Genomic DNA, 25806 nt, shown 5'->3' with positions numbered 1-25806 from the left:
GATGTCCACACTCATCACTGAGGCCGAACGCCGCTACCTCGCCGCCGTCCTCGAACGCCCCGAACTCGCCGTCGACGCCATCGAAGCCCGCGACCTCGCCCACCCCGGATACGCCGCGGTCTACCAAGCCGTCCAAGAACTCCACCGCGAACAACCCGAACTCCGCGGCGCCGACCTCACTCGCGCCGCGGCCGAACGCGCCGACGCCCCCGGCCTCGACGCCGAACGCCTCGAACGACTCCGAGCCGACGCTCCCGCCGACTCCGAGATCCCCTTCTATGTCGGCATGGTCCTCGACGGCAGTGCCCAAAGGGACCTCGCCACCTACGCCTCGACCGCACTCGCTTCCGGTGAAACCGCGGACCCGGAGACTCCGCGGCTGAATGCACGTCACGCCGAGCAATACCGGCAGCTCTTCGATACCCCCTGGCCTGACCAAGCCGTAGCTGCGATTGCCCCCGAGACCGCGACCCGCACCGGCCACGAAGAACTCCTCGTCGCCGCCCTCATGGCCTACCCCGAACAGGCGCGGGCCCTCGTCGGCATCGTCCCGCCCGAAGCAGTCCAGGACTTCCGCTGCCGCGTCGCCTACGAGGCCGTCGCCTCCGCAGGTTGGGACGGCGACTTCACCACCGACATCAGCTTGGTCTGGCAGATCGCCAAAGCCCGCGAGATCGCCATCGGCCTCGGCGACACCCCACCGGGCTACACCGAACCCGACGCCGCCTTCGTCGCCCGCCTGGCCCGCACCGAGACCGACCAGAAGACCGGAGTCGACACCGCCAAGCATCTCCTCACCGAGGACATCAAGGCCAGCCTGACCGCCGAGCGGCAAACGCCCGAAATGATGGACCGGTCCACCAGCCCCGCATCGGTCTTCCACCACGCGAACCAGATCGACCCCCACGCCCCACCCGAACCCCAACACCGCCAAGGGCCGACACAGAGACCGGCCGGAGGCACGCGATGAACCGCCGCCCTTCCCCGACCGAGATCCCCTCCCACCGCCTGCCGAAGGTCATGACCGCGACCGAGATGCGAAAGCGCTGGCTCGACCGCGAGGTCACGCCCCTCTCCCCGATCCTGGACATGACCGTCAAGTACGCCGGCCACTGGTGGAACCTCGACGGCACCGACGCCTGGGTCCGCGCCACCGACCCCAACGCCATCGCCCTCTACGAAGCCACCCAGAAGCGTGCGGCAGAGGTCCTCGCAGAGATCCAACGGACGCTCCGACATTGACATCGGCCGGTGAGACGGATGCGGTCTACGGAGACGCGATGCTATCAAGGACGACAGGCATATCTCATCTCTGGATAAGAGAATCTGGCATCGCTGATGTTGGAGAGCAGTGGAGTGTATAAAAGTCGGATTCAAATGACTTCGGCATTAAGTGTGTGCCAATATGACTCTGCGTTTGGTCCCAGGGGCATCGCTTTTTTCGAGTTAACCGATCAACATTAGTTCGTTCAGCCCTCAACGGGCCCAAGTTGACTGCCGAGTAATGTGCCGCTGGACACGACCGTGTGAAGGAGTGCGGCGCTCGGGAAGAAGGAGGAGTAGTGTCCTGCTGACATCGACTGCTCCTATCGGAACTCTTGGGTTCGGCACTCAAGTGTCTGGTCGAATTTACTATCCTTATCGGACATTTAGATTTTCGACATTCTTCAAATACCCCCTAGTCGAAGCCTCTGTGATTAAAGGTCGCAAGGGTGCTGAAATGGAGTCCACGTGGCAGTATCGGTTGCCGCAGAGCCGATCCCGGGAACTGCTGGAGCGGTGTTCTGGCGCGTCGATCTGCATGTGCACACGCCCGCTTCTCCAGACGCCGAACACTACGGCGCCTCGAGCGCCAGCGAGATCCTCGACGCCGCTGAGCGTGTCGGCCTCAATGCGATTGCGATCACCGACCACAACACGGCCGAGTGGTGCGATGCGATGACCGAGGCCGCGCTCGTGCGTGGTGTCATAGTGCTTCCGGGCGCCGAGATCAGCACCAGCGAGGGTCACTTGCTGGGGATCTGGGAGGAGGGGACCCCGGCTGCGCAAATCACCGCTGTGCTGCACCAGCTCGGGTTCACCCCTCAGCAGCTCGGCCGCACCACCGAGTGCTCGAAGTTCGGGTTCGCTGAAGCTGGCGCAATTATCACGGACTCAGGCGGCCTGGCGATCCCCGCTCACATCGACAAACCGAAGGGCCTGCTCGGACTTCCCGTTCCCTTCCGGATCAAGGAGGTGCTCCGGTCCTCGGGGATCGCCGCCGTGGAGGTCACCGACCTCGCGACGGTCTCAGACGTGCAGAAGAAGATCGGTGGGAAGCGCGTCCTCGCCTGCGTGCGCGGTTCGGACGCACCAAGTCCCGAGGAGACAGGGGGACACTCAGCTGTTGGTATCGGCGCCCGAAGCACCTGGATCAAGGCTGCCAGGCCGGACTTGCGCGGTCTTCAACACGCCTTCGACGATCCGGCGTTGCGCGTGCGTCTCGATGCACCGGAACCGGCCGTGCATCCGGCGATCACCTCGGTCTCGGTCACCGGCGGGTTCTTCGACGGTGAGACGTTCGAGTTCTCTGAGGACCTGAACTGCCTGCTCGGCGGCACCGGTACGGGGAAGTCGCTCCTGATCGAGATCATCAGGTTCGGCTTGGGGCAGCAGACCTCACGCGAGTCGTTCCCGAAGATCCGTGAAGAGGTGGACTCGCGACTCGACCGTGCCCTGGGCACCAACTCCACCGTGCGCATTGACCTCAAGATCGGGGAAGCGGAGTTCACCGTTTGCCGGGCGTACTCCGGTGCGGATTCGCCTGCCCCCGAAGTCGAGAGCGTGCGAGGCGCGGCTAAGTCCGTCGATGCCGGCCTGATCAAGCTCCGGGCGTTCTCGCAGAGCGAGATCATCGAGTACGCTCGCGAGCCTGTCGGCCGGATGGACCTGGTCGACGCGGCGCTGGACCTGACCGACCTCGACGAGCGGGAAGAGGAAGCAGCCGTATCGCTCGAAGCCAATGGCGCGACGGTTGTCAAGTTGTGCCGCCAGATCGAATCGACCGAGAACGCCCTAGAACGACTGCCCGAAGTCGAACGCAAGCTCGCTGAACTCACGCGCTTCTTCGACTCGGGCATTGTTGAACAGCAGCAGGCATGGAGCCAGGAACGCTTGCGGCTGGGCGGCCTCACAGAGCGGATCGGATGTGCCGCGATCGCGACCATAGCTAATGTGGAACCGTTTGACCACGCCGTTGCCAACAGCGAGAACGAAGACCTCTACAACCGTGCCACTTCAGCCCACACGGCACTCAACGAGGCGATTGACCAGGCCAACGGTGCAGTCAAACGCGCCTCAGCGAACGCTCAGGCCGAACTCGCGGCCATCGCAGACGAGTGGCGGGAGCGCAACAGTGCGTTTGAAGCGCGCTTGGCTGCACGACTTCAGGAATACGACGGCGGCAAGCTCGGCCTGCCCGCGCTGCAACGCCAGTTGCAGGAGCTGCAGACGATCAAGGCCGAGCTCGACGACACCTCCGACCGGCTTGACACCCGGCTTCGACCTTCGCTTCGGACGGCTTTCGTCGAACGCGATGAGATCACGTCGCAGATCGAGGAGATCCGTCGAGAACGGCGGGCCCGGCGGCAGGAACGGATCCAACACCTCAACGCCCTTATGAAGGACGAGGTGCTCATCAAGCTCGAAAAGGAAGCTGAGGACAAGGCTTTCGGAGAGGAACTGGTCAGGCTCGGCAAGGGATCGAACCTGCGGAAGCCCACGTACGACCTGCTCCGCAAAAAGTCCGATCCTGTCCGCCTTGTTCGCTCTTACCTCAACGGGGATGCCGCGGCAGTCGCAGACGCCACCGGCGCGCCGCTGGTTGACGTCCAGAAGCTGTTCGACACCATCAAGACGAAAGGCAAGGAAACCGAGCTTCTCGAACTCCAGAGCTTCGAGCTCCACGACCACCTAATCGTCAAGTTCCGGCCCGCTGGAACCGGGCAGTATGAGGAGATCGAGCGGCTCGCTCACGGCCAGAAGTGCACCGCGATCCTTATCCTCGCCATGGCTGATGGAACCGAACCACTGATCGTCGACCAACCCGAAGACGCTCTGCACGCTCCGTGGATCGAGGAGCACCTCGTCGACCGGCTCCGCGACCTGCGCGGTGCCCGTCAGTACATCCTTGCCACCCGCAGCCCCGGCCTGGTCGTCTCCGCCGACGCCGAAATGATCATTACTTTGGCAGCGGTCGCAGACAAGGGCGGCCTGGAGGCCAGCGGATCACTGGAGCGCCACGACCTCAACCGGCTCGCGCTCTACCACCTTGAAGGAGGCCCGGTTCCATTCCAACGCCGTCACGGCAAGCTCGCGGTCTCGGTACGGCAGAGATAGTCAGAAACGGCAGGGGCGATGCTGCACAGCACCGCCCCGAATCTCAAACTACCCGCCAGAGTACGAGTTCCCGAGGAGTCGTCTTCGATCCGCGGGTATGAACAGATCTGGCGCTCCTTCTACTTGGATCTTGCCCACGAGAAGTGACAGGTCGAGGTCCCAGTCGAAACGTCGGCGCCACCGGTACCGCTCATCGGCGTTGTCGAGTGCGAGGCTGACCTCATGGTCCGTCCAGGAATTGACCACTCGAAGCTGACTGACGACCATCGAAAGCTCACCATGAACTGAGGCCCGGCCGACATGCTGAATGCGGTGGCAGTCCGGGCACAGGGCGACAAGTCGAGCGAGCCGCTGAGCTGCCGAGGTTGATGAGACCTCGAAGTGCCACAGTTCGTGACAGTCGGGGCGTCGCGATCTGTCGGTGTCAGGGTCGTATCCCGGCTGGCCGCAGACCTCGCAGCGGTTTCCCGCCGCCTCGCATACGGGTATGCGCAGGCGGTCCCAGTCGGCCTTGGGGAGGATGCCGCGGAGATTTGAGCCCCAGACGTTCTCTGGCAGCATGTCCGGGTAGATCAGGCCGGGACCGATGGGGAGCGCGTCGATGTAGAGGGCTTTTGTCGCGGGAATGGCACTCTTCCTGCGCTGGTGGCGGTTCCTGCGACCGAAGCTTGGCAGTTTCATCATGCCGCGGCTCCTGCCTCTCCGCCGCTCAGTCGTTTGGTCAGCTCGGCTTGTAGGGCCGCCATCTGTGTGAGGAGCTCCTCGTTTGAGAGCGGTTGGCGCTGGGTCGGGATGGTCCGGAGATTCCGGTCATCGGGTTGAGAATCCCGGTGCTGGTGCTTGCGCACCTTGTCGAGGGCGGCGAGAGCGGTCTCGTCTGCGTTGTGGACCGTGTGAAGGTAGCGCTCGGTGGTGGTGATGCTGCCGTGGCCGAGCCGTTCCTTGACGACCATGAGGTCGGCGCCTCCGTTGAGGAGCCAGGACGCGTGCGCGTGGCGCAGGAGGTGCATCCGGATGTCGACCTTGATCTCGGCCTTCTTCAACGCAGGCTTGATGATCTGCTCGCGGAACCAACGGTTGGGGATGTGACCGTCGGTGTCCCAGCGGCGGCCTGGACGCGGATTGTCCAGTCCTTTGGTACGACGGGAACGCCGGTAGGTCGCCATCGCCTTTCTGCAGTGAGCGCAACGGCACTTGCCTGCGGTGTAGGCGCTCATCGTGCCGTGAGCGTAGGTCCGGCCTCTCGCGCTCGGCTTCGTCCTGCCCGATGGGGGAGCGAGACAGTGTGCCGAGTTCGGGATGCTCGACCCATGGCGTAGCGGTGTGTACCAGAAGAGGAGGTTGTCCTCCTTCAGTGCATGCGCCGTGATGTGGGCATCGATCCTCGTAGCGAGATGGGGTGCCACCTTGACGATGCGGTAGCCGCCCTCCTTGGGGTAGTCCTTGACGAAGAACCGTTTACCCTCCGGGTGGAACTCCGGCCGCACCTGGACTACCGCGCGGCTGATCGTGAAGGCACGCTGATCGGCGTTCCAGTCCTTGACGCGGAACTCGGTCAGCTCGCCCCAGCGCCCGCCGGTCTCGATCCCGGTCTCGACGAGCAGCTTCGACATCTCGTCCGGCAGTGCCTCGTAGAAGCTGTTGAACTGGTCGGGGGTAATGATCTTGAGCGGCTTCTGCGCGACTGGGTCGGTCTTGACCAGCAGGCAGGGGTTCTCGACGATGTACTTGTCATCGACCGCGCTGCTGAGGATCGAGCTGAGAAGCTGCTTAAGGCGCTTCCTAGTGGTGGCCTTGACGCCCAGCTGCTTAAGCTCGGTCAGCCACTCCTTGATGTCGGTGGAGTAGATGTCGAGCATCGGCAGGTCGCCGAAGAAATCCAAGATGTGTGCGTAGAGCTGGTAGGTGTAGACCTCGCGGGTCTTGACCTCGACCGTGACGTTGGGGAGCCAGGTCTCTTCGACGTAGATTCGGAAGGCGACCTGGCCGCGGACGAGGTGGTCGCCGCGCCGTGCGTTGACTTTGGCCTCGGCGTCTTTCCAGGCCTTGTCGGCTTCCTTCTTCGTGGCGAACGTGCCGGCGGATCGCCGGTCGCCGCGCCGGTCGAAGTACACGGCGGTCCAGCGCCGCTGGCCCTTCGAGTTGAGGCGCTTCAGCGAGCATCCCATGGGGGTTCCATCCTGTTCTCGTTGCTGGTTCGTTGCTCCGATGAACCGCGATCGAGCGGTACCCGCTGGTGCTCCTCGGTACGGGATCGAGGTGCATTCATGCAGGTCAGGATGGAAGTTATTCTGGTTTCTCGCTGGCGCCCAGGGCCTTCGCAATTACGACAGGACCGGGCTCATAACCTGGAGGTCGGTGGTTCAAATCCGCCTCCCGCTACCAATGAAGACCCTGGTCAACGATTAGTTGACCAGGGTTTTTTGTTGTCCTGGAACGGCTTTGGCCCGGTGGTGGAAGTCAGACTTCGGGGGTTCGTCTGCCGCGTAGGGCGAGGGTGGCGAGTTTGGTCGCCAACATGGCGATCAGGAGGAGGATCGGGAGGCTGAGGAGGCCGAAGAGGATGACGAGGGGGAGGTACGTCATCCATTGGCCGGCTTCGGAGGCCCAGGCGCGAGGTTCGCCGTAGCCCGTGAAGGGGGAGGGGTGGCCCTCGATGAGGCGGACGTTGAACCGCTGGCCGGTTTCGCAGCCATCCGGAGTCTCGATGCGGGTCTCGACAGTGGGGCCGCCGTCGGCGGGAGTGAAGGTGCCGGTGCAGACCGGGCCGTGCCGGGTTTCGACCGCGGTTTCGACGGTCGCGGTGCCGGGGACGCCGCCTTGGCCGTGGGAGGCGCGGTAGCCGTTGATCATTTCGGCGGCATTGGCCCACAGTGCGATCGGGAACGCCAGGAGGATCATCGCTACGACGGTCACGAGCACCGCGGCAAGGACGGGGTGCTGCTGCTTGCCGGCGGGGGCGGCGCTCATCTCGGCTCCACGGCTCGGTCGGATCGGTCCGGTACAGGATGGCCCGCCGCTGCCACCCCGGGCGCGGGGGCTCGCTCCTCTTGCGGTCGGTTCAGTGCGGCGGGCGCGGTGGACGGGTACGGTCGGGTCGAGGAGTCCGTGCTGTGCAGATGGGAGCTGGGATGAGTTTGCGGCCGTTCGATACTGGGGACTTTGCGGAGCGGATGCGGCGTGGGGCCGAGGCTGCTGCGGCGGCCGGGTTCGACGGGTTGCTGGTGGCTCCGGGGCCTGATCTGCAGTACTTCACGGGTTACCGGCCGGCGGTGACCGAGCGGTTGACGATGCTGGTGCTCGCGGCGGGGCGGAAGCCGGCGTTGATCGTGCCGAAGCTCGAGCGGCCTGATGCCGAGCACGCGGCGGGCGCGGGGGCGGTCGTCATGGCTGATTGGACGGATGGGTCTGATCCCTATGCGGCTGCGCTGCCCCTGTTGGGGGACGGCACGCGGTTCGCGGTCTCCGACAACGCTTGGGCGATGCACCTGCTGGGGTTGCAGCGGGCCGTGCCGGGGTCGTCGTACGTGGCCCTCACCGAGAGCCTGCCGATGCTGCGCGCGGTCAAGGACCGGCATGAGCTGGAGCGGCTGGCGGCGGCGGGTGCTGCTGCGGACAAGACGTATGAGGACATCCTGAATGTGCGGTTCGCGGGCCGGAGGGAGTCGGAGATCGCCGCTGACCTGGCTTCGCTGCTGCGCGAGCATGGGCACGAGCAGGTGGACTTCACTGTGGTCGGTTCAGGGCCGAACGGCGCGAACCCGCACCACGAGGCGGGGGAGCGGGTCGTCGAGGCCGGTGACGCGGTGGTGCTCGACTTCGGCGGGCTCAAGGACGGGTACGGGTCCGACACGACCCGGACCGTGCACGTGGGCGATGTGATCGACCCGGAGGTGCAGCGGGTCCACGACCTGGTGCGCGAGGCGCAGCAGGCGGCGTTCGAGGCCGTGCGGCCGGGCATCGCGTGCCAGGAGGTCGACCGGGTCGCCCGCGAGGCGATCACGGCGGGCGGGTACGGCGAGTACTTCATTCACCGTGTGGGCCACGGGATCGGGCTGACCACGCACGAGCCGCCCTACATGGTCGAAGGCGAGGAGCGCGAGGTCGTGCCCGGCATGTGCTTCTCGATCGAGCCCGGCATCTACCTGCCGGGGCGGTTCGGCGTGCGCATCGAGGACATCGTGACCGCGACCGAGACGGGTGCGGAGCGGTTCAACAACACGCCGCATGCCATGGCTGTCGTCCACTAAGGATTCAATGAGAGGCGGGCCTGCCGTCGCCAGGGACCACAGGGCGAGTACGGACAGGGCTATCAGGACCACCGACCAGCCTGGTTCTATGGGGAGCCAGAGGAAATTGGAGAGGAACGAGGCCGTCGCCATGGCCAGGCCGAGCAGGCGGGCCACCGGGCTGCCTCCCATGACGCCGATGCCGACCGCGATGGCGAGGACGCCGACGGCCAGGTGCACGAAGCCCCAGGCGGCGATGCTGAAGCCGAAGTCGTAATCGGGCGGGGCGTCGAAGTACCCACCGGTCGCGAGCGCCGCGATGCCCTGGAGCGACTGCGCGAGGCCGCCGAGTATGAGCAGCAGCGAGCCGGGCAGCACCCGCTTCGGGTCGATCCTTCGTGACTCCATGGCTCCCCCGATCCGAATCGTCACGCTCGATCATCGCCCGGCGGGAGGGCGGGCGCAGGCGGGTCGGCGAGAGCGGTCCGGGAAATCAGCCGACACGCCTGAGCGGCCGCTGGAACGTTGTGGTCGCATTCCTGCCAGCATCGGCTTCCGTTTCCGGGTGGAGTTGGGCGTGGATTGTTCGCCGCTCCACGACGGGAAGACTGATCTTGAGCACTGCAACCGCGACCGCCGTCCGCCCTAGGCACGCCTGGCCCGCCGTGTTCGCCGTGATGGCGGGGATTTTCGTCATCGTCACGGCCGAGATCCTGCCGATCGGCCTGTTGACCTCGATCGGTTCGGGTTTCGCGGTCTCGGACGGCGTGGCGGGGCTGACGATGACCATGCCCGGGTTCCTCGCGGCCGTCGCCGCGCCGCTGGTCACTGTGGCGACGGCGAGGCTGGACCGGCGGGTCGTGCTGTGCGGGCTGATGCTGGTGCTGCTCGTCGCCAACGTGCTCGCGGCGGTCGCCACGGCGTTCTGGGTGCTGCTGGCTTCGCGAGTGCTCGTCGGGGTGGTGATCGGCGGGTTCTGGTCGGTCGGCGCCGGTCTCGCCGCGCGGCTGGTGCCTCCCGTTACAGTGGGTCGGGCGACCGCCGTCGTCTTCGCCGCGGTGCCGCTCGGCTCCGTGCTCGGCGTCCCCGCCGGGACGCTTATCGGGGACCTCGCCGGGTGGCGCTCCGCGTTCGTCGTGCTCGCGGCGTTGAGCGCGGTTGTTCTTGCGGCGCTGGTGTTCACGCTGCCTCGGCTGCCCGCTGGGGCTCCGACCCGGCCGGCCGTGCTCTTGGGGCTCCTGCGGGGTGGCGGTACGCGGGTCGCGTTGGCGGCGACGTTCCTGATCGTGCTGGCGCATTTCGGTGCTTACACCTATGTGACGCCGTTCTTGGAGCAGGTCACCGGGGTCGGGCCGACGGCGGTGACGGTGATGCTGCTGGTTTACGGCGCGGCTGGGATCGGCGGCAATCTCGTTTTGGGCGCGATGGTCGCGCGGTTCCCTCGGGCCGCGTTCGCGGCCGCTGCGGTGGCGATCGCCGCGGCGACGCTGCTGCTGCCGGTGCTCGGGCGCGATCCGGTCGGCGCGGTCGTGCTGCTCGTGCTCTGGGGAGCGGCGTACGGCGGTGTGCCGGTCTGCTCGCAGACCTGGTTCGCGAACGCTGCGCCGGGGGCGCGGGAGGCCGCGTCGGTGCTGTTCACGGCGTCGTTCCAGGCGACGATCGGGGTGGGCGCGCTGCTCGGCGGGGCCGTGGTCGACCGCTCGTCGCCGTCGGCGGTCATGGCCGCGGCGGGCTTCGTGGCCCTGGTCATGGCCGTGCTCGTCGCCGCGCGGAAGGCCGCCTAGCGGGGCGGGGCGGTCGAGGCGCGGACGACGAGTTTGGCGTCGCAGACGGTCTCGCGCGCGGGGAGGGCGCTGTTCTCCAGGCGTTCGACGGCGTTGCGGACGGCGTGCTCGGCGATGCCGGTGGCGTCCTGGCGGACGGTGGTGAGGTTGATGTGGGACAGGTGGGAGAGGTTGCTGTCGTCGTAGCCGACGATGGAGACCTGGCCCGGGACGTCGACGCCGCCGCTGCGCAGGGCGTGCATGAGGCCGATGGCGCACCGGTCGTTGGCGGCGAGCACGGCCGTGGGCAGCGTGTCCTCGCCGAGCAGGAGCATTCCGGCCGCGATGCCGGCGTCCTCGTCCTGGGCGCCGGGGATCACGCGGATCTCGTCGGCGAGGCGGTGGCGGCGCATGGCGGCGCGGTAGGCGGTGCGGCGGTCGGCCGAGCCGGGGCCTTTGCCGCCGTCGATGTGGACGATGCGGCGGTGGCCGAGTTCGACGAGGTGGTCGACGGCCTGGCGGACGCCCTTGGCCTCGGCGGTGTGGACGGAGTCGACGCCGGGGGTGGCGGCCTTGCGGCCGACGACGACGGTGGGGACGGCGCCGCCGAGCTGCTCGGTGGAGTGCGATTCGGGGTCGGAGACGAGGAGGACGAGGGCTTCGCAGCGGTGGCCGAGGAGCGCTCCCGTGGCCATGTGCTCGTCGCGGCCGGGCGCGACGGCCGAGAGGAGCACGTCGTAGCCGAGCTGCGCGGCGGCGGGGTAGATGGCCTTGACGACCTCGGCGTGGAAGGGCTGCTCGAGGTTCATCAGGACGCCGAGGGTGCGGCTGCGGCCGCGCGCGAGCATCTGGGCCGCGCTGTCGGGGCGGTAGCCGAGTTCGTCGGCGGCCTTGAGGACCCGCTCGCGGGTCGCGGCGCCCGCGCCGGGGCGGTCGCGCAGGACGAGGGAGACGAGGGTGCGGGACACGCCCGCGCGGCGGGCCACGTCGGCCATCGTCGCGCGCTGCGGGGAGCCCTGGTGGCGGGCCGGCTGCTGCTGCGGCTCGAGCGCTTCGTCCAACGACTCTTCCTCTCCTGGCCCCGGTAGGTGACCGGTCGGTAATCCGAGTGTATTTCCGACCGGCCGGGCGGCTTGACGCGCGGCCCTGGATGTGAGTATATTGCAAATCACTGTCGCGCGACAGTAACGCGCGACAGTGGAGCGCGCAAGACACACGAGGAGGTGCGCCTGTGGCCGCGACGCATGACGTCGTCACGATGGGCCGGGTGGGAGTCGACATCTACCCGCAGCAGATCGGCGTCGGCCTCGAGGACGTGGAGTCCTTCGGCAAGTTCCTGGGCGGCAGCCCCACGAACGTCGCGGTCGCGGCCGCCAGGTACGGGCGCAGCGCCGCCGTCATCACCAAGACCGGCGCGGACCCCTTCGGGACTTTCGTGCGCAACGCGCTCCGGGGCTACGGCGTCGATGATTCGCTGGTCGGGACCTCTGAGGGCCTGCCCACGCCGGTGACCTTCTGCGAGATCTTCCCTCCCGACGACTTCCCGCTCTATTTCTACCGGTTCCCCAAGGCTCCCGACCTCGACATTCGTCCTGAGGAACTTGATCTTGAGGCGATCCGCAGCGCTGCCGTCTTCTGGGTGACGGTGACGGGCCTCTGCCAGGAGCCTTCGCGTTCCGCGACCCTTGCTGCTCTTGAAGCGAGGGGCAAGCGCGGCATCACCGTGCTCGACCTCGACTACCGGCCGATGTTCTGGGACTCGCCCCAGGACGCCCGCGAGTGGGTGAGACTGGCCCTGCCGCACGTCACGGTCGCGGTGGGGAACCGCGAGGAGTGCGAAGTGGCCGTAGGCGTCCACGACACACCCGCCGAAGCCGCGCAGGCGCTCCGCGCGGCCGGCGTCTCCCTCGCCGTCGTCAAGAAGGGCCCGAAAGGCGTGCTGGCCCTCGACGACACCGGCCAGGTCGAGGTCCCGCCCGCACCGGTGAAGGTCGTCAACGGCCTCGGTGCGGGCGACGCCTTCGGCGGCGCGCTCGTCCACGGACTGCTCGCCGGCTGGGACACCGAGCGCATCATGCGCTTCGCCAACGCCGCGGGCGCGCATGTCGCCGGGGAACTCGCCTGCTCCGACGCCATGCCGACCGAGGCCGAGGTCGAGCGCAAACTCCAGGAGGCGACCGATGCGGCCTGACCGCCTCGCCGAACTGGCCCGCACCCGGCTCACCGACCCGGCCGCGATCCGCCGGGCCGCCGACGCGCGCAAGCGCGCCACCAGCCCCGTAGGCCCTTCCGGAAAGTGCTTCGTGATCGCCGCCGACCACCCCGCCCGCGGCGCCCTCGCCACCGGCGGCGACCCGATGGCCATGGCCGACCGCGGCGACATGCTCGACCGCCTCGTCACCGCCCTCGAGAACCCCGGCTGCAACGGCGTGCTCGCCACCGCCGACATCCTCGAAGACCTGCTCCTGCTCGGCGCCCTCGAGGGCAAGGTCGTCTTCGGTTCGATGAACCGCGGCGGCCTCGCCGGGGCCGCGTTCGAACTCGACGACCGGTTCACCGGCATGAACGCGGACGCCATCGCCCGCATGGGATTCGACGGCGGGAAGATGCTCACCCGCATCGACCTCGACGACGACCGCACCGCGCCCACCCTCGAAGCCTCCGCGCACGCCGTCGACGCCCTCGCCGACCTCGGCCTCATCGCGATGGTCGAGCCGTTCATCTCCCGCCGCGAAGGCGGAAAAGTCGTGAACGACTTGACGACGGAGGGGGTCGTCAAGTCGGTCGCGATCGCCTCCGGGCTCGGCTCTACCTCCGCCCACACCTGGCTGAAGGTCCCCACCGCGCCCGACATGGCGCGCGTCGCGGCCGCCTCCACGCTGCCGATGGTCGTCCTCGGCGGCGAAGTCGAGGACCTCGCCGCGCAGCGCGAGAGCTGGGGCCGGTCCCTGACACTGCCCAATGTGGTCGGCCTGACGGTCGGCCGCTCGCTGCTCTATCCGGCCGACGGCGACGTCGCCGGGGCCGTCGACGCGGTGGTGAGCCTGCTGTGAACTACTACCTGCCTTCCAGGTCCACGGCCGACGGCCGCTACGACACGGTCGTCACCCCCGAATCCGCCGGCTGGGGCTACTCCGGCCTGAAGGTCCTGGCGCTGGAGCCCTCCGGCACCGCGACGTTCGCGACCGGAGACGCCGAAGCACTGGTGCTGCCGCTCTCCGGGAGCTGCACCGTCACCTGCGACGGCCAGACCTTCGAGGTCCAGGGCCGCCGGAACGTCTTCAGCCGGGTCACCGACTTCGTCTACGTCCCAAGGGACGCCACGGTCACCGTCACGAGCGGAAGCGGCGGCCGGTTCGCTCTGCCCTCCGCGAGGTGCGAGCGCCGCCTCCCCGCCCGCTACGGCCCCGCGGAAGCGGTGCCGGTCGAGCTGCGCGGCTCCGGCCAGGCCTCCCGCCAGGTCAACAACTTCTGCACCCCCGAGACCTTCGAGGCCGACAAGCTCATCGCCTGCGAGGTCATCACCCCCGGCGGCAACTGGTCCTCCTTCCCGCCCCACAAGCACGACGAGGAGAAGGAAGGCGAAGCCGAACTCGAGGAGATCTACTACTTCGAGGTCAGCGACCCCGCCGGGTTCGCCTGGCAGCGCGTCTACGGCACCCCCGACCGGCCCATCGAGGTCAGCGAAGAGGTGCGCTCGGGCGATGTGGTCGTCATCCCGCACGGCTGGCACGGCCCCAGCGCCGCCGCCCCCGGCTACGACCTCTACTACCTCAACGTGATGGCCGGTCCCGGCCAGGACCGCGCCTGGCTCATCAGCGACGACCCCGCCCACGGCTGGGTCCGGTCCACCTGGGCCCCTGAGGATCTCGATCCGCGCCTGCCCCTGTCCTCGACCGTGGAGAAGGAGGGCACCGATGCCCGCTGAGACCGTACGCCTCACCACCGCCCAAGCGCTGGTGCGGTTCCTCGCCGCCCAGCACTCCGAGCGCGACGGGAACGAGCAGCGGCTCATCCCCGGCGTGTGGGGCATCTTCGGGCACGGGAACGTCGCCGGGCTCGGGCAGGCGCTCCTCCAAGCGGCGCAGACCGGCGAAGCCGATCTCCCGTACTACCTGGCGCGCAACGAGCAGGCCATGGTCCACGCCGCCGCCGCGTACGCCAAGATGAAGAACCGGCTCCAGGCCTTCGCGTGCACCGCCTCGACCGGCCCCGGCTCCACGAACATGATCACCGGCGCGGCGCTGGCGACCACGAACCGGCTCCCGGTGCTGCTCCTGCCCTCCGACATGTTCGCCTCGCGCGTGCCCGACCCGGTGCTGCAGCAGCTCGAGGACACGCGCGCCGGAGACGTCAGCGTGAACGACGCGTTCCGGCCCGTCTCCAAGTACTTCGACCGCGTCAGCCGCCCGGAGCAGTTGATCCCCGCCGCGCTGGCCGCGATGCGGGTGCTCACCGACCCGGTCGAGACCGGAGCGGTCACGTTGTGCCTGCCGCAGGACGTGCAGGCCGAGGCCTTCGACTGGCCTCGCGAATTCTTCCGCAGGCGGGTGTGGCGCGTCGGCCGGGTCGCGCCGGAACCCGCCGCTGTGGAGCGGGTCTCGGCACTGCTGCGCAGTGCCGAGAAACCGCTCATCGTCGCCGGCGGCGGCGTGGTCTACGGCGAGGCCGAGGCCGAGCTGCGCGCCTTCGCCGAAGCGACCGGGATCCCCGTGGCGGACACGCACGCCGGGAAGGGCGCGGTCCCGTGGGACCACCCCGCCGCGGTCGGCGGACTCGGCTCGACCGGCACCTCCGCCGCGAACGCCCTTGCGGCCGAAGCGGATGTCGTGCTCGGTATCGGCACCCGGTACTCGGACTTCACCACCGCCTCGCACACCGTGTTCGGCAATCCCGACGTCACCTTCGCGAACCTCAACGTCGCCCGCCTCGACGCGGCGAAGCACTCCGCGGAGATGCTGCTCGCCGATGCCAAGACCGGCATCGCCGCACTCGCGAAGGCCCTCGACGGCTGGAGTGTCGCCGACGAGTACCGCGCCGAGACCCGCCGCCTCGCCGAGGAGTGGCAGGCCAAGGCCGACGCGTGCTTCGACCTCGGGCACGGCCCGCTGCCCGCGCAGACCGAGATCCTCGGCGCGCTCAACGCGGCCCTGGACGACTCGGACGTGGTCATCAACGCCGCCGGCTCCATGCCCGGCGACCTCCAGATGCTCTGGCGCGCAAGGGACCCGAAGGCCTACAACGTCGAGTACGCCTTCTCGTGCATGGGCTACGAGATCGCGGCCGGGGTCGGCACCAAGATGGCCGCGCCCGAGCGCGAAGTGGTCGTCCTCGTCGGCGACGGCTCGTACCTCATGCTCGCCTCCGAGATCGCGACCATGGTCTCCGAAGGCCTCAAGGTCATCATCGTGATCGTCCAGAACCACGGGTTCGCCTCGATCGGCTCCCTCTCCGAATCCCTGGGCTCCCAGCGGTTCGGCACCAAGTACCGCTACCGCGACGAGAAGTCCGGCCTCCTCGACGGCGACGTGCTCCCCGTCGACCTGGCCGCGAACGCCGCCAGCTTCGGCGCCGAGGTCATCAAGGCCGACAGCGTGGCCACCTTCCGCGACGCCATCGCCAAGGCGAAGGCCAACGACCGCACCACGGTCGTCCATGTCGAGACCGACCTGACCGGCCCGAACCCGCCCGGTTCGGCCTGGTGGGAAGTGCCGGTCAGCGAAGTGTCCGAACTCGACTCCACCCGCGCGGCCTACGCCGCCTACACCGACCACAAGCGCGACCAGCGCCACTACCTCTAAGGAACCACCGCAATGCAGATCATCGAGCACTGGATCGGCGGCAAGCCGACCGCCGGCGAATCGGACCGCCTCGCGCCCGTCTGGAACCCCGCGACCGGCGAGGAGCAGGCGCAGGTCCGCCTCGCCACCGTGTCCGATGTGGATGCAGCAGTGCAGGCCGCGAAGACCGCCTTCGCGTCCTGGGGCCAGCAGTCGCTCTCCAACCGCTCGCGCGTCATGTTCCGCCTCCGCGACCTGGTCGAGCGGCACGAGCTGGAACTGGCCAAGATCGTCGCCGCCGAGCACGGCAAGGTCATCGACGACGCGCGCGGCGAGATCGTGCGCGGCCGCGAGGTCATCGAGTTCGCCTGCGGCATCACCTCGGCGCTCAAGGGCGGCTTCTCGAACGACATCTCGCGCGGCGTCGACTCCTACGACTTCCGCCAGCCCATCGGGGTCTGCGCCGGCATCACGCCGTTCAACTTCCCGGTCATGGTCCCGATGTGGATGCACCCCATCGCCATCGCCACCGGCAACACCTTCGTGCTCAAGCCCAGTGAACGCGACCCCTCCGCCAGCCTCTTCATCGCCCAGCTCTACGCCGACGCCGGGCTCCCGGACGGCGTGTTCAACGTCGTCAACGGCGACAAGACCGCCGTCGACGCGCTCCTCGACCATGACGACGTCGCCGCCGTCTCGTTCGTCGGCTCGACCCCGATCGCCAAGTACATCCACGAGCGCGGCCAGGCGGCCGGCAAGCGGGTCCAGGCCCTCGGCGGCGCGAAGAACCACGCCGTGGTCATGCCCGACGCCAACATGGACTGGGCCGCGAACCAGCTCACCGCCGCCGCGTTCGGCTCGGCCGGCCAGCGCTGCATGGCCATCTCCGTCGCGGTCGCCGTCGGCGACGCCGCCGACGAACTCGTGGGCCTCCTCAAGGAGAAGGCCGAAGCGGTCGTCGTCGGCGCCGGGGACGACCCCGAGGCCGAGATGGGTCCCGTGGTCACCGAAGCCTCCTGCGAGCGCGTGGTCTCCTACATCGAATCCGGTGTGGCCCAAGGCGCCGAGCCCGTCGTGGACGGCCGCGGCCTCCAGATCGAGGGGCACCTCGGCGGGTTCTTCGTCGGCCCCAGCGTCCTCGACAAGGTCACGCCCGACATGGACGTGTACAAGGACGAGGTCTTCGGGCCGCTCCTCGCGGTCGTGCGCGTCGACACCCTCGAGGAGGCCATCGACCTCATCAACGCCAACCCGTACGGCAACGGCACCGCGATCTTCACCTTCGACGGCGGCGCGGTGCGCACCTTCGAGCGCGACGTGAACGTGGGCATGGTCGGCGTGAACGTCCCGATCCCGGTGCCGACCGCGCACTACTCGTTCGGCGGCTGGAAGGACTCCCTGTTCGGCTCCAGCCACATCCACGGCCACGAGGGCGTGCGCTTCTACACCCGCGCGAAGGTCGTGACCTCGCGCTGGCCCAAGCACACCGAGTCGCAGGCCGCGCAGCTCAACTTCCCCACCTCCAGCTAAGGAGCACGTCAATGTCGACTCAAGCCCCGAATCTCCGACTCGGCTCGGCCCCCGACTCGTGGGGCGTGTGGTTCCCCGAGGACGATCGGCAGCTGCCGTACGAGCAGTTCCTGGACGAACTGCAGGGCGCCGGCTACGAGTGGCTCGAGCTCGGCCCGTACGGGTACCTGCCGACCGACCCGGACGTGCTCGCCGACGAGGTGGGCAAGCGCGGCCTCAAGGTCTCCGGCGGCACCGTGTTCGGGAACCTGCACCGGCCCGAGAAGTTCGACGAGACCATCGGCATCGTCTCGAAGGTCGCGAAGCTGACGGCCTCGCAGGGCGCGAAGCACGTCGTGTTCATCCCGCCGCTGTTCCGCGACGAGAAGACCGACGCGATCAACGACGTCACCGAATGGGACGCGACCCAGTGGAAGACCGTGCACGCCACGGCGAACCGCATCGGCAAGCAGATGTTCGAGGAGTACGGGGTCACGATCGCGCTGCACCCGCACGCGGACTGCCAGATCATGACCCAGCCGCAGATCGAGACGTTCCTGGACGGCACCGACGCCGATTTCGTCTCGCTGTGCCTGGACACGGGCCACGTCGCGTACGGCGGCGGCGACAACGTGGACCTGATCCGCCGCTACGGCGAGCGCATCGGCTACGTCCACATCAAGCAGATGGACCCCGAGATCCTGCGGCAGGTGGCCGACGAGGGCCTGGGCTTCGGCGAGGCCGTCAAGCGCGGCGTGTGCGTCGAACCGCCCGCGGGCGTGCCGAACCCGGCCGACATCGTCACCGAACTGTCCAAGTTGGACGCCGAGCTGTTCGTGATCGTCGAGCAGGACCTCTACCCGTGCGAGCCTGACGTGCCCTTCCCGATCGCGGTGCGCACCCGCAAGTACCTCAACGGCTGCGGGCTCGGCGCGAGCCGCCAGCAGTCCTAAGCCAACCCGAACGAAGAGGAGCACCATGAGCATCGGCATCGGCCTGATCGGCACCGGCTGGATCGGCGAGCAGCACGTGCACCGCCTGGCGAACGCCGTGGCCGGGGCGCGGGTTGTCGCGGTCTCGGACATCGACCCGGCGTCGGCGCAGCGGGTCGCGGCGTCGGTCGGCGCGCGCGTCGTCGACTCCGCCGACCGCCTGATCACGGACCCGGAGGTCGAGGCGGTGGTCGTGACCTCATGGGGCCCTGCGCACGCCGAGCAGGTGCTGGCCTCGATCGCGGCAGGCAAGCCGGTGTTCTGCGAGAAGCCGCTCATCACCGAGATCACGGACGGCCTGCGGATCCTCAAGGCCGAGCAGGAGGCCGGACGCCGCCTCGTGCAGGTCGGGTTCATGCGCCGTTACGACGCCGGGTACCGGCAGATGAAGCGGGTGCTGGACGCCGGGGAGATCGGCGAGCCGCTGATGGCGCACTGCGTGCACCGCAACCCCTATGTGCGCGAGGCCTACACGACCGAGATGGCCGCCAAGGACACCGCCGTGCACGAGGTGGACGCGCTGCGCTGGCTGCTGGGCGAGGAGTTCGCGTCGGTGCAGACCGTGCTGCCGCGCAAGACCTCCAAGCGGTTCCCGCACCTGCAGGACCCGCAGATCTTCCTGTTCGAGACCGCTTCGGGTGCCCGCGTGGACGTCGAGGCGTTCGTGAACTGCCAGTACGGCTACGACATCCAGTGCGAGATCGTGGGGGAGGAGGGCGCGGTGCGCCTGCCGGACCCGGCCGCGCCGGTGGTCCGCAAGGCCGCCAAGGCGAGCACCGAGGTGCTGCAGGAGTTCGGCGACCGGTTCGCCGACGCCTTCGACGTCGAGCTCCAGGACTGGATCGACCACCTGCTCGCGGACGAGGAGCCAACCGGCCCGAGTTCGTGGGACGGGTTCGCGGCCACGGTGGTCGTGGACGCGGCGGTGCGCTCGCTGCACTCGGGCGAGATCGTGCCGATCGAGCTGCCGGAGCGACCGGACTTCTACGCATAGAACGGGGTCGGGAGGCGGCCGGTCGGCCGCCTCCCGCCGCGACTGCTTGTACAACGTTAAATATATCGATAATATCGAACCATCTCTATTCCTCACTATCTAGAGATGGGTACCCGAATGCACACGACTCCCTTGCGGCGCAAGCGCAGATCCTGGCTCGCCGGGCTCGCGGCCGCCGTCCTCGCCGCTGCGGGCCTGGCGTTGATCGCGCCGACCGCCGCCAGCGCCGCCATCGACACCGATGCGAACTACGTCCTCACCAGCCGCCACTCCGGTCTGGCTCTCGACCTCGACGCCGCCTCGACCGCCGACGGCGCCGGTCTCATCCAATGGAACCGCACCGACGCGACGAACCAGCAGTTCCGGTTCGTCGACGCGGGCGGGGGCTACTACCGCATTCAATCCCGGCACAGCGGCAAAGTCCTCGGCCTGCAGAACCAGAACACCGCCGACGGCGCGACCGTCGCGCAGGAGACCAGCACCAACGCGACCGACCAGCAGTGGACCGTGACCGAATCAGGCGGGTACGCGAGCTTCGTGAACCGCCTGTCGGGCAAGGCGCTCGACGTGTGGGAGTGGTCGACGGCGGCGGGCGGGCGCATCTCGCAGTACACCGTCACTGGCGGCACGAACCAGCAGTGGAGCCTCTCGCCGATCGGCGGCACGCAGCAGCCGCCGCCCAACGACTGCGCGAGCGGACCGACCCAGCCCGCCTCCATCGGCGGCAGCCTCGGCGCGCACGACCCCGCGCTGTGGGCCGGATGCACCGGGCAGCCCTGGTTCGTCTACGCGACCGGCGACGGCCGTTTCGGCGGCGGCACGCCCCCTGTCTTCCGCTCCACCAACGGCGGCCAGACCTGGCAGAACGTCGGCACCATGTGGAACGCCAAGCCCGCGTGGACGACCCAGCAGATCCCCGGCGTCGACAACCTGTGGGCGCCCGAGATCCACTACGACGCCACGCAGGGCCTGTACTACCTGTACTACTCGGTTTCGACGTTCGGCTCGCAGCGCTCGGCGATCGGCCTGGCCACAAGCCGGACCCTCGACCCGGGCGCGTCCGGTTACGGCTGGACGGACAAGGGAGTGGTCTTCCAGTCGTACGAGGGCAACGCGTACAACGCGATCGACCCGAACATCATCGTCGACGCCTCCGGCCGGCACTGGATGGTGTTCGGCTCCTGGTGGCAGGGCATCCACATCCTGCAGCTCGACTGGCCCTCCGGGAAACCGGCCGCGGGCGCGACCCCGATCCGCCTGGCCACCAAGGGCGGCGGCATCGAGGGGCCGTCGATGACCTACCGCAACGGCTACTACTACCTGTTCACCTCGATCGGCACCTGCTGCGCCGGGGCGAACTCGACCTACAAGATCACGGTGGGCCGCTCGACCTCGCCGACCGGGCCGTTCGTGGACGCCGCGGGCGTGGACATGCGCAACGGCGGCGGCACGGTGCTCCTCGGCGCTTATGGGAGCAACGTCGCCGCGGGCGGCCAGTCGATCCATAGAGGATTCATCTCGTACCACGCGTACGGATCGAACGGCGGCTTCGCGCTCGACATCGAGCAGATCGAGTGGAACTCGGCGGGCTGGCCCGTCTTGAACGGTTCATAGCGGGATCGGGCCGACCCCTCCCCTGGTGTTTGCTAAGGTCACGCTGATCAAGGCCCCTGCCGGCAGGCCGGGGCCTTCTCCGTGTCCGAGAGTCCGTGAAGGTTCGCCAGCCGATGCAGCAGTACGCGATGTTGATATCGCCCTCCGCCAACCGCGTCTACGCGCGCACCGCCGCCCGCATGGCGGCGAACGAGATCCGCGTCTTCAGCGCCCACGCGCTCGACGGCGACATCGCCGAGGTCGAGGAGGCGCTCATCGGCGGCGTCCCGTACCTGACCTTCCGCTCCGACTCGCTGAGCGGGCGCGACCTGCGGCTGCTGGCGAACCTCTCGTCCCTGTTCGCGCTGTTCGCGGTGCGCGGGGAGCTGCTCGAGCCGATCGCGGTGGAGCGGCTCGACCGCTACGACGACGACCTCATCTCGATCCTCAAATATGTGGGGAAGACGAACGAGCAGTTCACGAAGCTGCTGCTCAACGTGACCGCCGCGGTGGCGCTCGAGCCCGACCGGCTCCTCGGCGGGCCGGTGAAGGTCTTCGACCCGATGTGCGGCCGGGGCACGACGCTCAACCAGGCCGCGATGTACGGCTGGGACGCGTTCGGCGTGGAGGTCGACAAGCGCGACTTCGAGGCGTACGGCGCGTTCGTGCAGCGATGGCTGAAGGACAAGCGGCTCAAGCACACTGCGGTGTCGAGCCGGGTCAAGCGCGAGGGCCGCGGGGTCGGCCAGCGCACCCGGGTGGAGTTCGCGGCGACGAAGGAGCGCCACCGCGCGGGGGACCTGCAGGTGCTGGAGATCGTCAACGCGGACACGGTGCGGTCGGGCGAGGTGTTCAAGCGCGGCGCGTTCGACCTGGTGGTGACGGATGCGCCGTACGGGGTGCAGCACGCGGCGGTGAAGGATACGCGGGCGCTGACGCGCAAGCCGACGGAGGTGCTGGAGGCGGCGGTGCCGGTGTGGGCGGAGCTGCTGCGCCGGGGCGGGGCGATGGGGATCTCGTGGAACCGGTACACGACGAGCCGCCCCGATCTCGTTGCGATCCTTGAGGATGCGGGCCTGGAGGTGATGGACGCGGCGCCGTTCCTCGACTTCGAGCACCGCGTCGATCAGGCCATCAACCGCGACCTGATCGTGGCGCGCAAGCCGAAGTAGGGCGGCCCCCGGGGCTTGGCAGGGACGCGAGGGTCCGTCACGATAGGACGGTGTCGTTCTTCTGGAGGATGCGGCCGGGCCGCGAGCGGAACCCGTTCACCCTGGGCCGCTTGATTGGGCAATTGTGGCGATTCGGGCTGCTGGAGGCGCGCGCGTGCGTCTTCGCGGTGGCGATCTTCCTCGGCCTGGCGGCCTCGGCGGTCGTGCCGCTGCCGATGGAGCGCGGCGACGCGCTGTTCGTCTACGGGATGGGCATGACCCTGTTCTTCCTGCTGTTCAGCTCGGACACGTGGAAGGAGCTGCTGCTCGTCACGGGCTTTCACGCGCTCGGCCTCGGGTTCGAGCTGGTGAAGGTGGCGCTCGGCTCGTGGACGTATCCGGATCTGGGGGTGCTCGCGGTCGGCGGGGTGCCGCTGTACAGCGGGTTCATGTACGCGGCCGTGGGCAGTTTCGTGTGCCGGTCGTGGCGGCTGCTGCGGCTGCGGATCGAGGGGTACCGGCTGTGGGCGACCACGGCGGTGAGCCTGCTGATCTACCTGAACTTCCTGTCGAGCGGCTGGCTGTTCGACATCCGGCTGGCGCTCACGGTGCTGCTGCTGTTCATCACGCTGGGCACGTGGGTGCATTTCACGGTGGGCGACGCGGAGTACCGGATGCCGCTCGCGCTGTCGTTCACGCTCATCGCGGTGTTCCTGTGGATCGCGGAGAACATCGGGACGTATTTCGGCGCGTGGGTGTACCCGCACCAGGCGGACGGCTGGGAGCCGGTGCACCTCTCGAAGCTGTGGGCCTGGGCGCTGCTGGTCACGGTGTGCTTCACGCCGGTGGCGGCGTGGAAGGTCCGCTCGAGCGCCGCGCCGCTGCCGAGCGAATAGGTGGCCGAACGTAATCGTGGTGCCGACCGGGCACCACGAGAACCTGTATTCGATCCCCGCCGATGCCTACGCGGCCGTCGGCGACCTGGTCCGGGAGGTCGCCGTGGCGATCCGCGCGACCTACGGTTGCGACGGCGTCTCCACACGCCAGCACAATGAGCCCGCCGGGAACCAGGACGTCTGGCATCTGCACGTCCATGTCTTCCCGCGTTACGAGGGCGACCGCCTCTACAAGACCTCGCCGCTGTCGGGCTGGGCCGATCCAGCTGACCGGCAGGTGTACGCCGAACGGCTGCGCGGCTACTTCACGTCCTCGTCCTGGTCCTCCACAGGAGCCAGATGAAGTAGGGGGCCAGGACGCAGGCGAGGCCCGCCGGGATCCGCGCGGGGGAACACGATCCCTGGTGCGCACGATGCGTTATGGGCAATGAGTCCCATTCGCGCCCAAATGATCTCCTCCAAGTGAGGAATCGGATACCACGCGTAAGAGTGAATTCCGGCGCGGCACTCTGGACTTGGCGGTGCCGGGTGGGGTCGACTGGTCCTAGGCGTCACCCGGCCGATGCACCCCGTGTCGGCCCGGCGCGCCAGAGAGGACCAACATGACACCGAATGCGAAGGTGGGGCCTTCGGATGTCGTCATCGACGAGATCTGGACCGTCGAGCGAGTCAAGTCGCTCGGGGTGATGACGAATGTCGAGACGGCCGCGCAGATCCTCGGGATCGGCAGGACGGTCGCCTACCGGCTGGCGAAGGAGGGGCAGTTCCCCGTCCAAGTCCTCCGGATCGGCCACAGCTACCGGGTGCCGGTGCTGCGGCTGCTGGAACTGCTCGGCGCCCCCGATTCGGCGAATGAGCGCGACCGGGTGCTGATCAACTAGGAACCGCACGCGAAACGGCGGCGCGCCTCGGGGGAGGGAAGCCGCGCCGCCGTTCTGCAAGCCCTATCGCTTCTTGCGCTTGTCCTTGTGCTGGAAGTGGACGAAGAGCCGACCGAAGTTCTTCGAGTCCTTGTCCACCCGGTGGTACAGGGCCTTGATCTCCTTCTGGTCGAGGAACCGCAGCACCTTCTTCTTCAACTGCCCCGAGCCCTTGCCCGGGATGATCTCCACGAGGTCGATCTTCTTGGCGACCGCCTCGTCGATGACGTCGCGCAGCGCCTTCTCGATCTGGTCGCCCTTGTTGAAGATGTCGTGCAGGTCCAGCACCAGTTTGGCCATGGTCCGAGCCTAAGCGCCCGTGCGCGGGATGTCCGGCTCGATGTAGATGATCTTCGCCTTCGGCACGGCCGCGCGGATGCGCGCCTCGGCCGCGTCGATCTGCGAGGCCACCTGCTCGCCGGTCGCCGCCGTCGCGATGCCGACCTTCGCGGCCACCAGCAGCTCGTCCGGGCCCACGTGGAGCGTCTTGAGGTGGATGAGGGTGTCGCCCTCGCCGTCGTTGATGGCGTTCTCGATCGCCGCGATGTCCTCGAGGGTCGCGGACTCGCCGATGAGCATCGAGCGGATCTCGATCGCGAGCACGATGGCGATGAGCACCAGCAGCACGCCGATGCTGAAGGTGCCGAGCGCGTCGAAGAGGATGTCCCCGGTGATCCACGAGAGGCCGACGCCGATCAGGGCCAGGATGAGGCCGACGAGCGCGCCGATGTCCTCCAGGAGGATCACGGGCAGCTCGGGCGAGCGGGAGCCCTTGATGAACTGCGGCCACGTCTGCTTCCCGCGGACAGCGTTCGACTCCTTCACGGCCGTGCGCAGCGAGAACGACTCCAGGATGATCGCCACGACCAGCACGGCGACCGCGACCTGCGGCCACTCCAGCTCGCCGCCGTGGTCGCGCTCGTGCCATTTGTGGTAGCCCTCGTACAGCGCGTACACGCCGCCGATGGAGAACAGGACGATCGAGACGATGAACGCGTAGATGTACCGTTCGCGCCCGTAACCGAACGGGTGGGCCGGGCTCGCGGCCTTCCGCGAGGCCTTGCCGCCGATGAGCAGGAGGACCTGGTTGGACGCGTCGGCCACCGAGTGGACGCCCTCGGCCAGCATCGACGCCGAACCCGTGATCCCCGCCGCGACGAACTTGCTGACCGCGATCCCGGTGTTGGCCAATAGGGCCGCGACGATCGCCTTGGTGCCGCCTTCTGCTGACATCTGCTCGCCATTCCTTCCGTATGTGTGCGTGACACGCAGAAAGGAGTCTGTCATGGCCCCGCCACTCCCGACGCGACGAGGCCGCGGCTTCCCGCCAGGTGCACGGGCGGCGGATGAGGCGAACTTCACCATTCCGGTTCGGCCGCGGCGGCGCTACCCTAGATGACAGGCGACGCCCCAGAAGTACATCGAGCTTCTGGCCAGGGTAAACGCACGTACACCGCCAAGGGAGCCTCCGCTCCCGGCCGAACGCCTCCTCGCGAGGCCCACAGCCCCTGTACGCGCCGAAACCCGTGTCACCGAGCGCGGACCGAGTGGTGGACCGGTTCCGGCAACGAGTCTCAGGACTCCGACCCGAACCGAAACCGC

General features: G+C 68.2%; 23 protein-coding genes and 1 pseudogene. 17 read left to right on the top strand and 7 right to left on the bottom strand.

The genetic code is table 11. The features are described from left to right. The first annotated feature begins 1 nt into the window (after window position 1). The 3 genes from J5V16_RS07940 to J5V16_RS07930 all read left to right on the top strand — a co-directional run bounded on the left by J5V16_RS07940 (window position 2) and on the right by J5V16_RS07930 (window position 4377). Window positions 2-970 (top strand): hypothetical protein, encoded by a 969-nt coding sequence (locus tag J5V16_RS07940; protein ID WP_208495531.1) that lies wholly within the window; start codon window positions 2-4, stop codon window positions 968-970. Next, window positions 967-1242, top strand: coding sequence for a hypothetical protein (locus J5V16_RS07935; protein ID WP_208495530.1), 276 nt, complete (start codon window positions 967-969; stop codon window positions 1240-1242). Before J5V16_RS07940 ends, J5V16_RS07935 begins: the two co-directional genes overlap by 4 nt. Before the next feature lie 489 nt (window positions 1243-1731). After that, window positions 1732-4377 carry a PHP domain-containing protein gene (locus tag J5V16_RS07930; RefSeq protein ID WP_208495529.1) on the top strand — a complete coding sequence of 882 codons (2646 nt, stop codon included), beginning with the start codon at window positions 1732-1734 and terminating at the stop codon, window positions 4375-4377. A gap of 48 nt (window positions 4378-4425) precedes the next feature. On the opposite strand, the gene J5V16_RS07925 is transcribed toward J5V16_RS07930, so the two are convergent. From J5V16_RS07925 to J5V16_RS07915, 3 genes are all read right to left on the bottom strand, one after another. Continuing rightward, window positions 4426-5061, bottom strand: a complete 636-nt coding sequence (locus tag J5V16_RS07925) for a hypothetical protein (RefSeq protein WP_208495528.1) — start codon at window positions 5059-5061, stop codon at window positions 4426-4428. Next, the gene (locus J5V16_RS07920; protein ID WP_243900885.1) at window positions 5058-6545 is read right to left on the bottom strand and encodes a tyrosine-type recombinase/integrase; all 1488 of its coding nucleotides are present in this window, start codon (window positions 6543-6545) and stop codon (window positions 5058-5060) included. The genes J5V16_RS07925 and J5V16_RS07920 overlap by 4 nt, the downstream gene beginning before the upstream one ends. A 292-nt stretch (window positions 6546-6837) precedes the next feature. Further along, a complete protein-coding gene (locus J5V16_RS07915; RefSeq protein WP_208495527.1) occupies window positions 6838-7347 on the bottom strand; it encodes a hypothetical protein in 510 nt (169 codons plus the stop codon). 161 nt (window positions 7348-7508) lie between these two features. Between J5V16_RS07915 and J5V16_RS07910 the strand changes: the two genes are divergently transcribed. Further along, the gene (locus J5V16_RS07910) at window positions 7509-8627 is read left to right on the top strand and encodes an aminopeptidase P family protein (RefSeq protein WP_208495526.1); all 1119 of its coding nucleotides are present in this window, start codon (window positions 7509-7511) and stop codon (window positions 8625-8627) included. A gap of 30 nt (window positions 8628-8657) precedes the next feature. Here the strand turns inward: J5V16_RS07910 and J5V16_RS25880 are convergent. Further along, a pseudogene (locus J5V16_RS25880) lies at window positions 8658-9014 on the bottom strand (DUF7144 family membrane protein); the annotation flags it as partial. Window positions 9015-9220: 206 nt separating this feature from the next. On the opposite strand from J5V16_RS25880, the gene J5V16_RS07905 reads away from it, so the two are divergent. Then, complete coding sequence (locus J5V16_RS07905) at window positions 9221-10390, top strand: MFS transporter (RefSeq protein WP_408612383.1); 1170 nt, start codon at window positions 9221-9223, stop codon at window positions 10388-10390. Here J5V16_RS07905 and J5V16_RS07900 read toward each other — a convergent pair. Continuing rightward, window positions 10387-11364 carry a LacI family DNA-binding transcriptional regulator gene (locus tag J5V16_RS07900; RefSeq protein ID WP_208495659.1) on the bottom strand — a complete coding sequence of 326 codons (978 nt, stop codon included), beginning with the start codon at window positions 11362-11364 and terminating at the stop codon, window positions 10387-10389. The two genes, J5V16_RS07905 and J5V16_RS07900, sit on opposite strands and share 4 nt — an antisense overlap. A 263-nt stretch (window positions 11365-11627) precedes the next feature. Between J5V16_RS07900 and iolC the strand changes: the two genes are divergently transcribed. The 12 genes from iolC to J5V16_RS07840 all read left to right on the top strand — a co-directional run bounded on the left by iolC (window position 11628) and on the right by J5V16_RS07840 (window position 24165). Then, window positions 11628-12560 (top strand): 5-dehydro-2-deoxygluconokinase, encoded by a 933-nt coding sequence (iolC, locus tag J5V16_RS07895; RefSeq protein WP_208495658.1) that lies wholly within the window; start codon window positions 11628-11630, stop codon window positions 12558-12560. Continuing rightward, entirely contained in the window at window positions 12550-13422 is an 873-nt protein-coding gene (locus tag J5V16_RS07890) for a Cgl0159 family (beta/alpha)8-fold protein (protein WP_208495525.1), read from the top strand. Before iolC ends, J5V16_RS07890 begins: the two co-directional genes overlap by 11 nt. Continuing rightward, on the top strand, window positions 13419-14297 hold the full coding sequence (gene iolB / locus J5V16_RS07885; protein ID WP_208495524.1) for a 5-deoxy-glucuronate isomerase: 879 nt from the start codon (window positions 13419-13421) through the stop codon (window positions 14295-14297). The genes J5V16_RS07890 and iolB overlap by 4 nt, the downstream gene beginning before the upstream one ends. Continuing rightward, window positions 14287-16170: a 3D-(3,5/4)-trihydroxycyclohexane-1,2-dione acylhydrolase (decyclizing) gene (gene iolD / locus J5V16_RS07880; protein WP_208495523.1), complete on the top strand. Its 1884-nt coding sequence runs from the start codon at window positions 14287-14289 to the stop codon at window positions 16168-16170. Before iolB ends, iolD begins: the two co-directional genes overlap by 11 nt. Before the next feature lie 12 nt (window positions 16171-16182). Next, the gene (locus J5V16_RS07875) at window positions 16183-17679 is read left to right on the top strand and encodes a CoA-acylating methylmalonate-semialdehyde dehydrogenase (protein WP_208495522.1); all 1497 of its coding nucleotides are present in this window, start codon (window positions 16183-16185) and stop codon (window positions 17677-17679) included. Window positions 17680-17690: 11 nt separating this feature from the next. Further along, the gene (locus J5V16_RS07870) at window positions 17691-18611 is read left to right on the top strand and encodes a TIM barrel protein (protein ID WP_208495521.1); all 921 of its coding nucleotides are present in this window, start codon (window positions 17691-17693) and stop codon (window positions 18609-18611) included. 25 nt (window positions 18612-18636) lie between these two features. Further along, the gene (locus J5V16_RS07865) at window positions 18637-19644 is read left to right on the top strand and encodes a Gfo/Idh/MocA family protein (protein WP_208495520.1); all 1008 of its coding nucleotides are present in this window, start codon (window positions 18637-18639) and stop codon (window positions 19642-19644) included. 117 nt (window positions 19645-19761) lie between these two features. Beyond that, the gene (locus J5V16_RS07860) at window positions 19762-21258 is read left to right on the top strand and encodes a family 43 glycosylhydrolase (RefSeq protein ID WP_208495519.1); all 1497 of its coding nucleotides are present in this window, start codon (window positions 19762-19764) and stop codon (window positions 21256-21258) included. 113 nt (window positions 21259-21371) lie between these two features. Further along, window positions 21372-22409, top strand: coding sequence for a TRM11 family SAM-dependent methyltransferase (locus J5V16_RS07855; protein WP_208495518.1), 1038 nt, complete (start codon window positions 21372-21374; stop codon window positions 22407-22409). Window positions 22410-22459: 50 nt separating this feature from the next. After that, complete coding sequence (locus J5V16_RS07850) at window positions 22460-23284, top strand: DUF817 domain-containing protein (protein WP_208495517.1); 825 nt, start codon at window positions 22460-22462, stop codon at window positions 23282-23284. 19 nt (window positions 23285-23303) lie between these two features. Further along, window positions 23304-23627 (top strand): HIT family protein, encoded by a 324-nt coding sequence (locus tag J5V16_RS07845; RefSeq protein WP_208495516.1) that lies wholly within the window; start codon window positions 23304-23306, stop codon window positions 23625-23627. Window positions 23628-23886: 259 nt separating this feature from the next. Next, window positions 23887-24165, top strand: a complete 279-nt coding sequence (locus tag J5V16_RS07840; RefSeq protein ID WP_208495515.1) for a helix-turn-helix domain-containing protein — start codon at window positions 23887-23889, stop codon at window positions 24163-24165. Between the two features lie 63 nt (window positions 24166-24228). On the opposite strand, the gene J5V16_RS07835 is transcribed toward J5V16_RS07840, so the two are convergent. Then, a complete protein-coding gene (locus J5V16_RS07835) occupies window positions 24229-24504 on the bottom strand; it encodes a Smr/MutS family protein (protein ID WP_205327976.1) in 276 nt (91 codons plus the stop codon). Between the two features lie 9 nt (window positions 24505-24513). Beyond that, window positions 24514-25437, bottom strand: a complete 924-nt coding sequence (locus tag J5V16_RS07830) for a cation diffusion facilitator family transporter (RefSeq protein WP_208495514.1) — start codon at window positions 25435-25437, stop codon at window positions 24514-24516. Window positions 25438-25806: the final 369 nt, after the last annotated feature.

The organism is Glycomyces niveus (assembly GCF_017592475.1).
GTDB classification, from domain to species: Bacteria; Actinomycetota; Actinomycetes; order Mycobacteriales; family Micromonosporaceae; genus Glycomyces; species Glycomyces niveus.
Note: the sequence above shows the minus strand (reverse complement) of the source record. Positions and strands in the feature narration are given on the sequence as shown.

What these genes read in the sequence shown, in the direction of transcription:
- J5V16_RS07940 (WP_208495531.1), top strand. Translation starts at nt 2, where the DNA reads ATGTCCACACTCATCACTGAGGCCGAACGCCGCTACCTCGCCGCCGTC.
- J5V16_RS07935 (WP_208495530.1), top strand. Translation starts at nt 967, where the DNA reads ATGAACCGCCGCCCTTCCCCGACCGAGATCCCCTCCCACCGCCTGCCG.
- J5V16_RS07925 (WP_208495528.1), bottom strand. Translation starts at nt 5,061, where the DNA reads ATGATGAAACTGCCAAGCTTCGGTCGCAGGAACCGCCACCAGCGCAGG.
- J5V16_RS07920 (WP_243900885.1), bottom strand. Translation starts at nt 6,545, where the DNA reads ATGGGATGCTCGCTGAAGCGCCTCAACTCGAAGGGCCAGCGGCGCTGG.
- J5V16_RS07915 (WP_208495527.1), bottom strand. Translation starts at nt 7,347, where the DNA reads ATGAGCGCCGCCCCCGCCGGCAAGCAGCAGCACCCCGTCCTTGCCGCG.
- J5V16_RS07910 (WP_208495526.1), top strand. Translation starts at nt 7,509, where the DNA reads ATGAGTTTGCGGCCGTTCGATACTGGGGACTTTGCGGAGCGGATGCGG.
- J5V16_RS07900 (WP_208495659.1), bottom strand. Translation starts at nt 11,364, where the DNA reads ATGGCCGACGTGGCCCGCCGCGCGGGCGTGTCCCGCACCCTCGTCTCC.
- iolC (WP_208495658.1), top strand. Translation starts at nt 11,628, where the DNA reads ATGGGCCGGGTGGGAGTCGACATCTACCCGCAGCAGATCGGCGTCGGC.
- J5V16_RS07890 (WP_208495525.1), top strand. Translation starts at nt 12,550, where the DNA reads ATGCGGCCTGACCGCCTCGCCGAACTGGCCCGCACCCGGCTCACCGAC.
- iolD (WP_208495523.1), top strand. Translation starts at nt 14,287, where the DNA reads ATGCCCGCTGAGACCGTACGCCTCACCACCGCCCAAGCGCTGGTGCGG.
- J5V16_RS07875 (WP_208495522.1), top strand. Translation starts at nt 16,183, where the DNA reads ATGCAGATCATCGAGCACTGGATCGGCGGCAAGCCGACCGCCGGCGAA.
- J5V16_RS07870 (WP_208495521.1), top strand. Translation starts at nt 17,691, where the DNA reads ATGTCGACTCAAGCCCCGAATCTCCGACTCGGCTCGGCCCCCGACTCG.
- J5V16_RS07865 (WP_208495520.1), top strand. Translation starts at nt 18,637, where the DNA reads ATGAGCATCGGCATCGGCCTGATCGGCACCGGCTGGATCGGCGAGCAG.
- J5V16_RS07860 (WP_208495519.1), top strand. Translation starts at nt 19,762, where the DNA reads ATGCACACGACTCCCTTGCGGCGCAAGCGCAGATCCTGGCTCGCCGGG.
- J5V16_RS07855 (WP_208495518.1), top strand. Translation starts at nt 21,372, where the DNA reads ATGCAGCAGTACGCGATGTTGATATCGCCCTCCGCCAACCGCGTCTAC.
- J5V16_RS07840 (WP_208495515.1), top strand. Translation starts at nt 23,887, where the DNA reads ATGACACCGAATGCGAAGGTGGGGCCTTCGGATGTCGTCATCGACGAG.
- J5V16_RS07835 (WP_205327976.1), bottom strand. Translation starts at nt 24,504, where the DNA reads ATGGCCAAACTGGTGCTGGACCTGCACGACATCTTCAACAAGGGCGAC.
- J5V16_RS07830 (WP_208495514.1), bottom strand. Translation starts at nt 25,437, where the DNA reads ATGTCAGCAGAAGGCGGCACCAAGGCGATCGTCGCGGCCCTATTGGCC.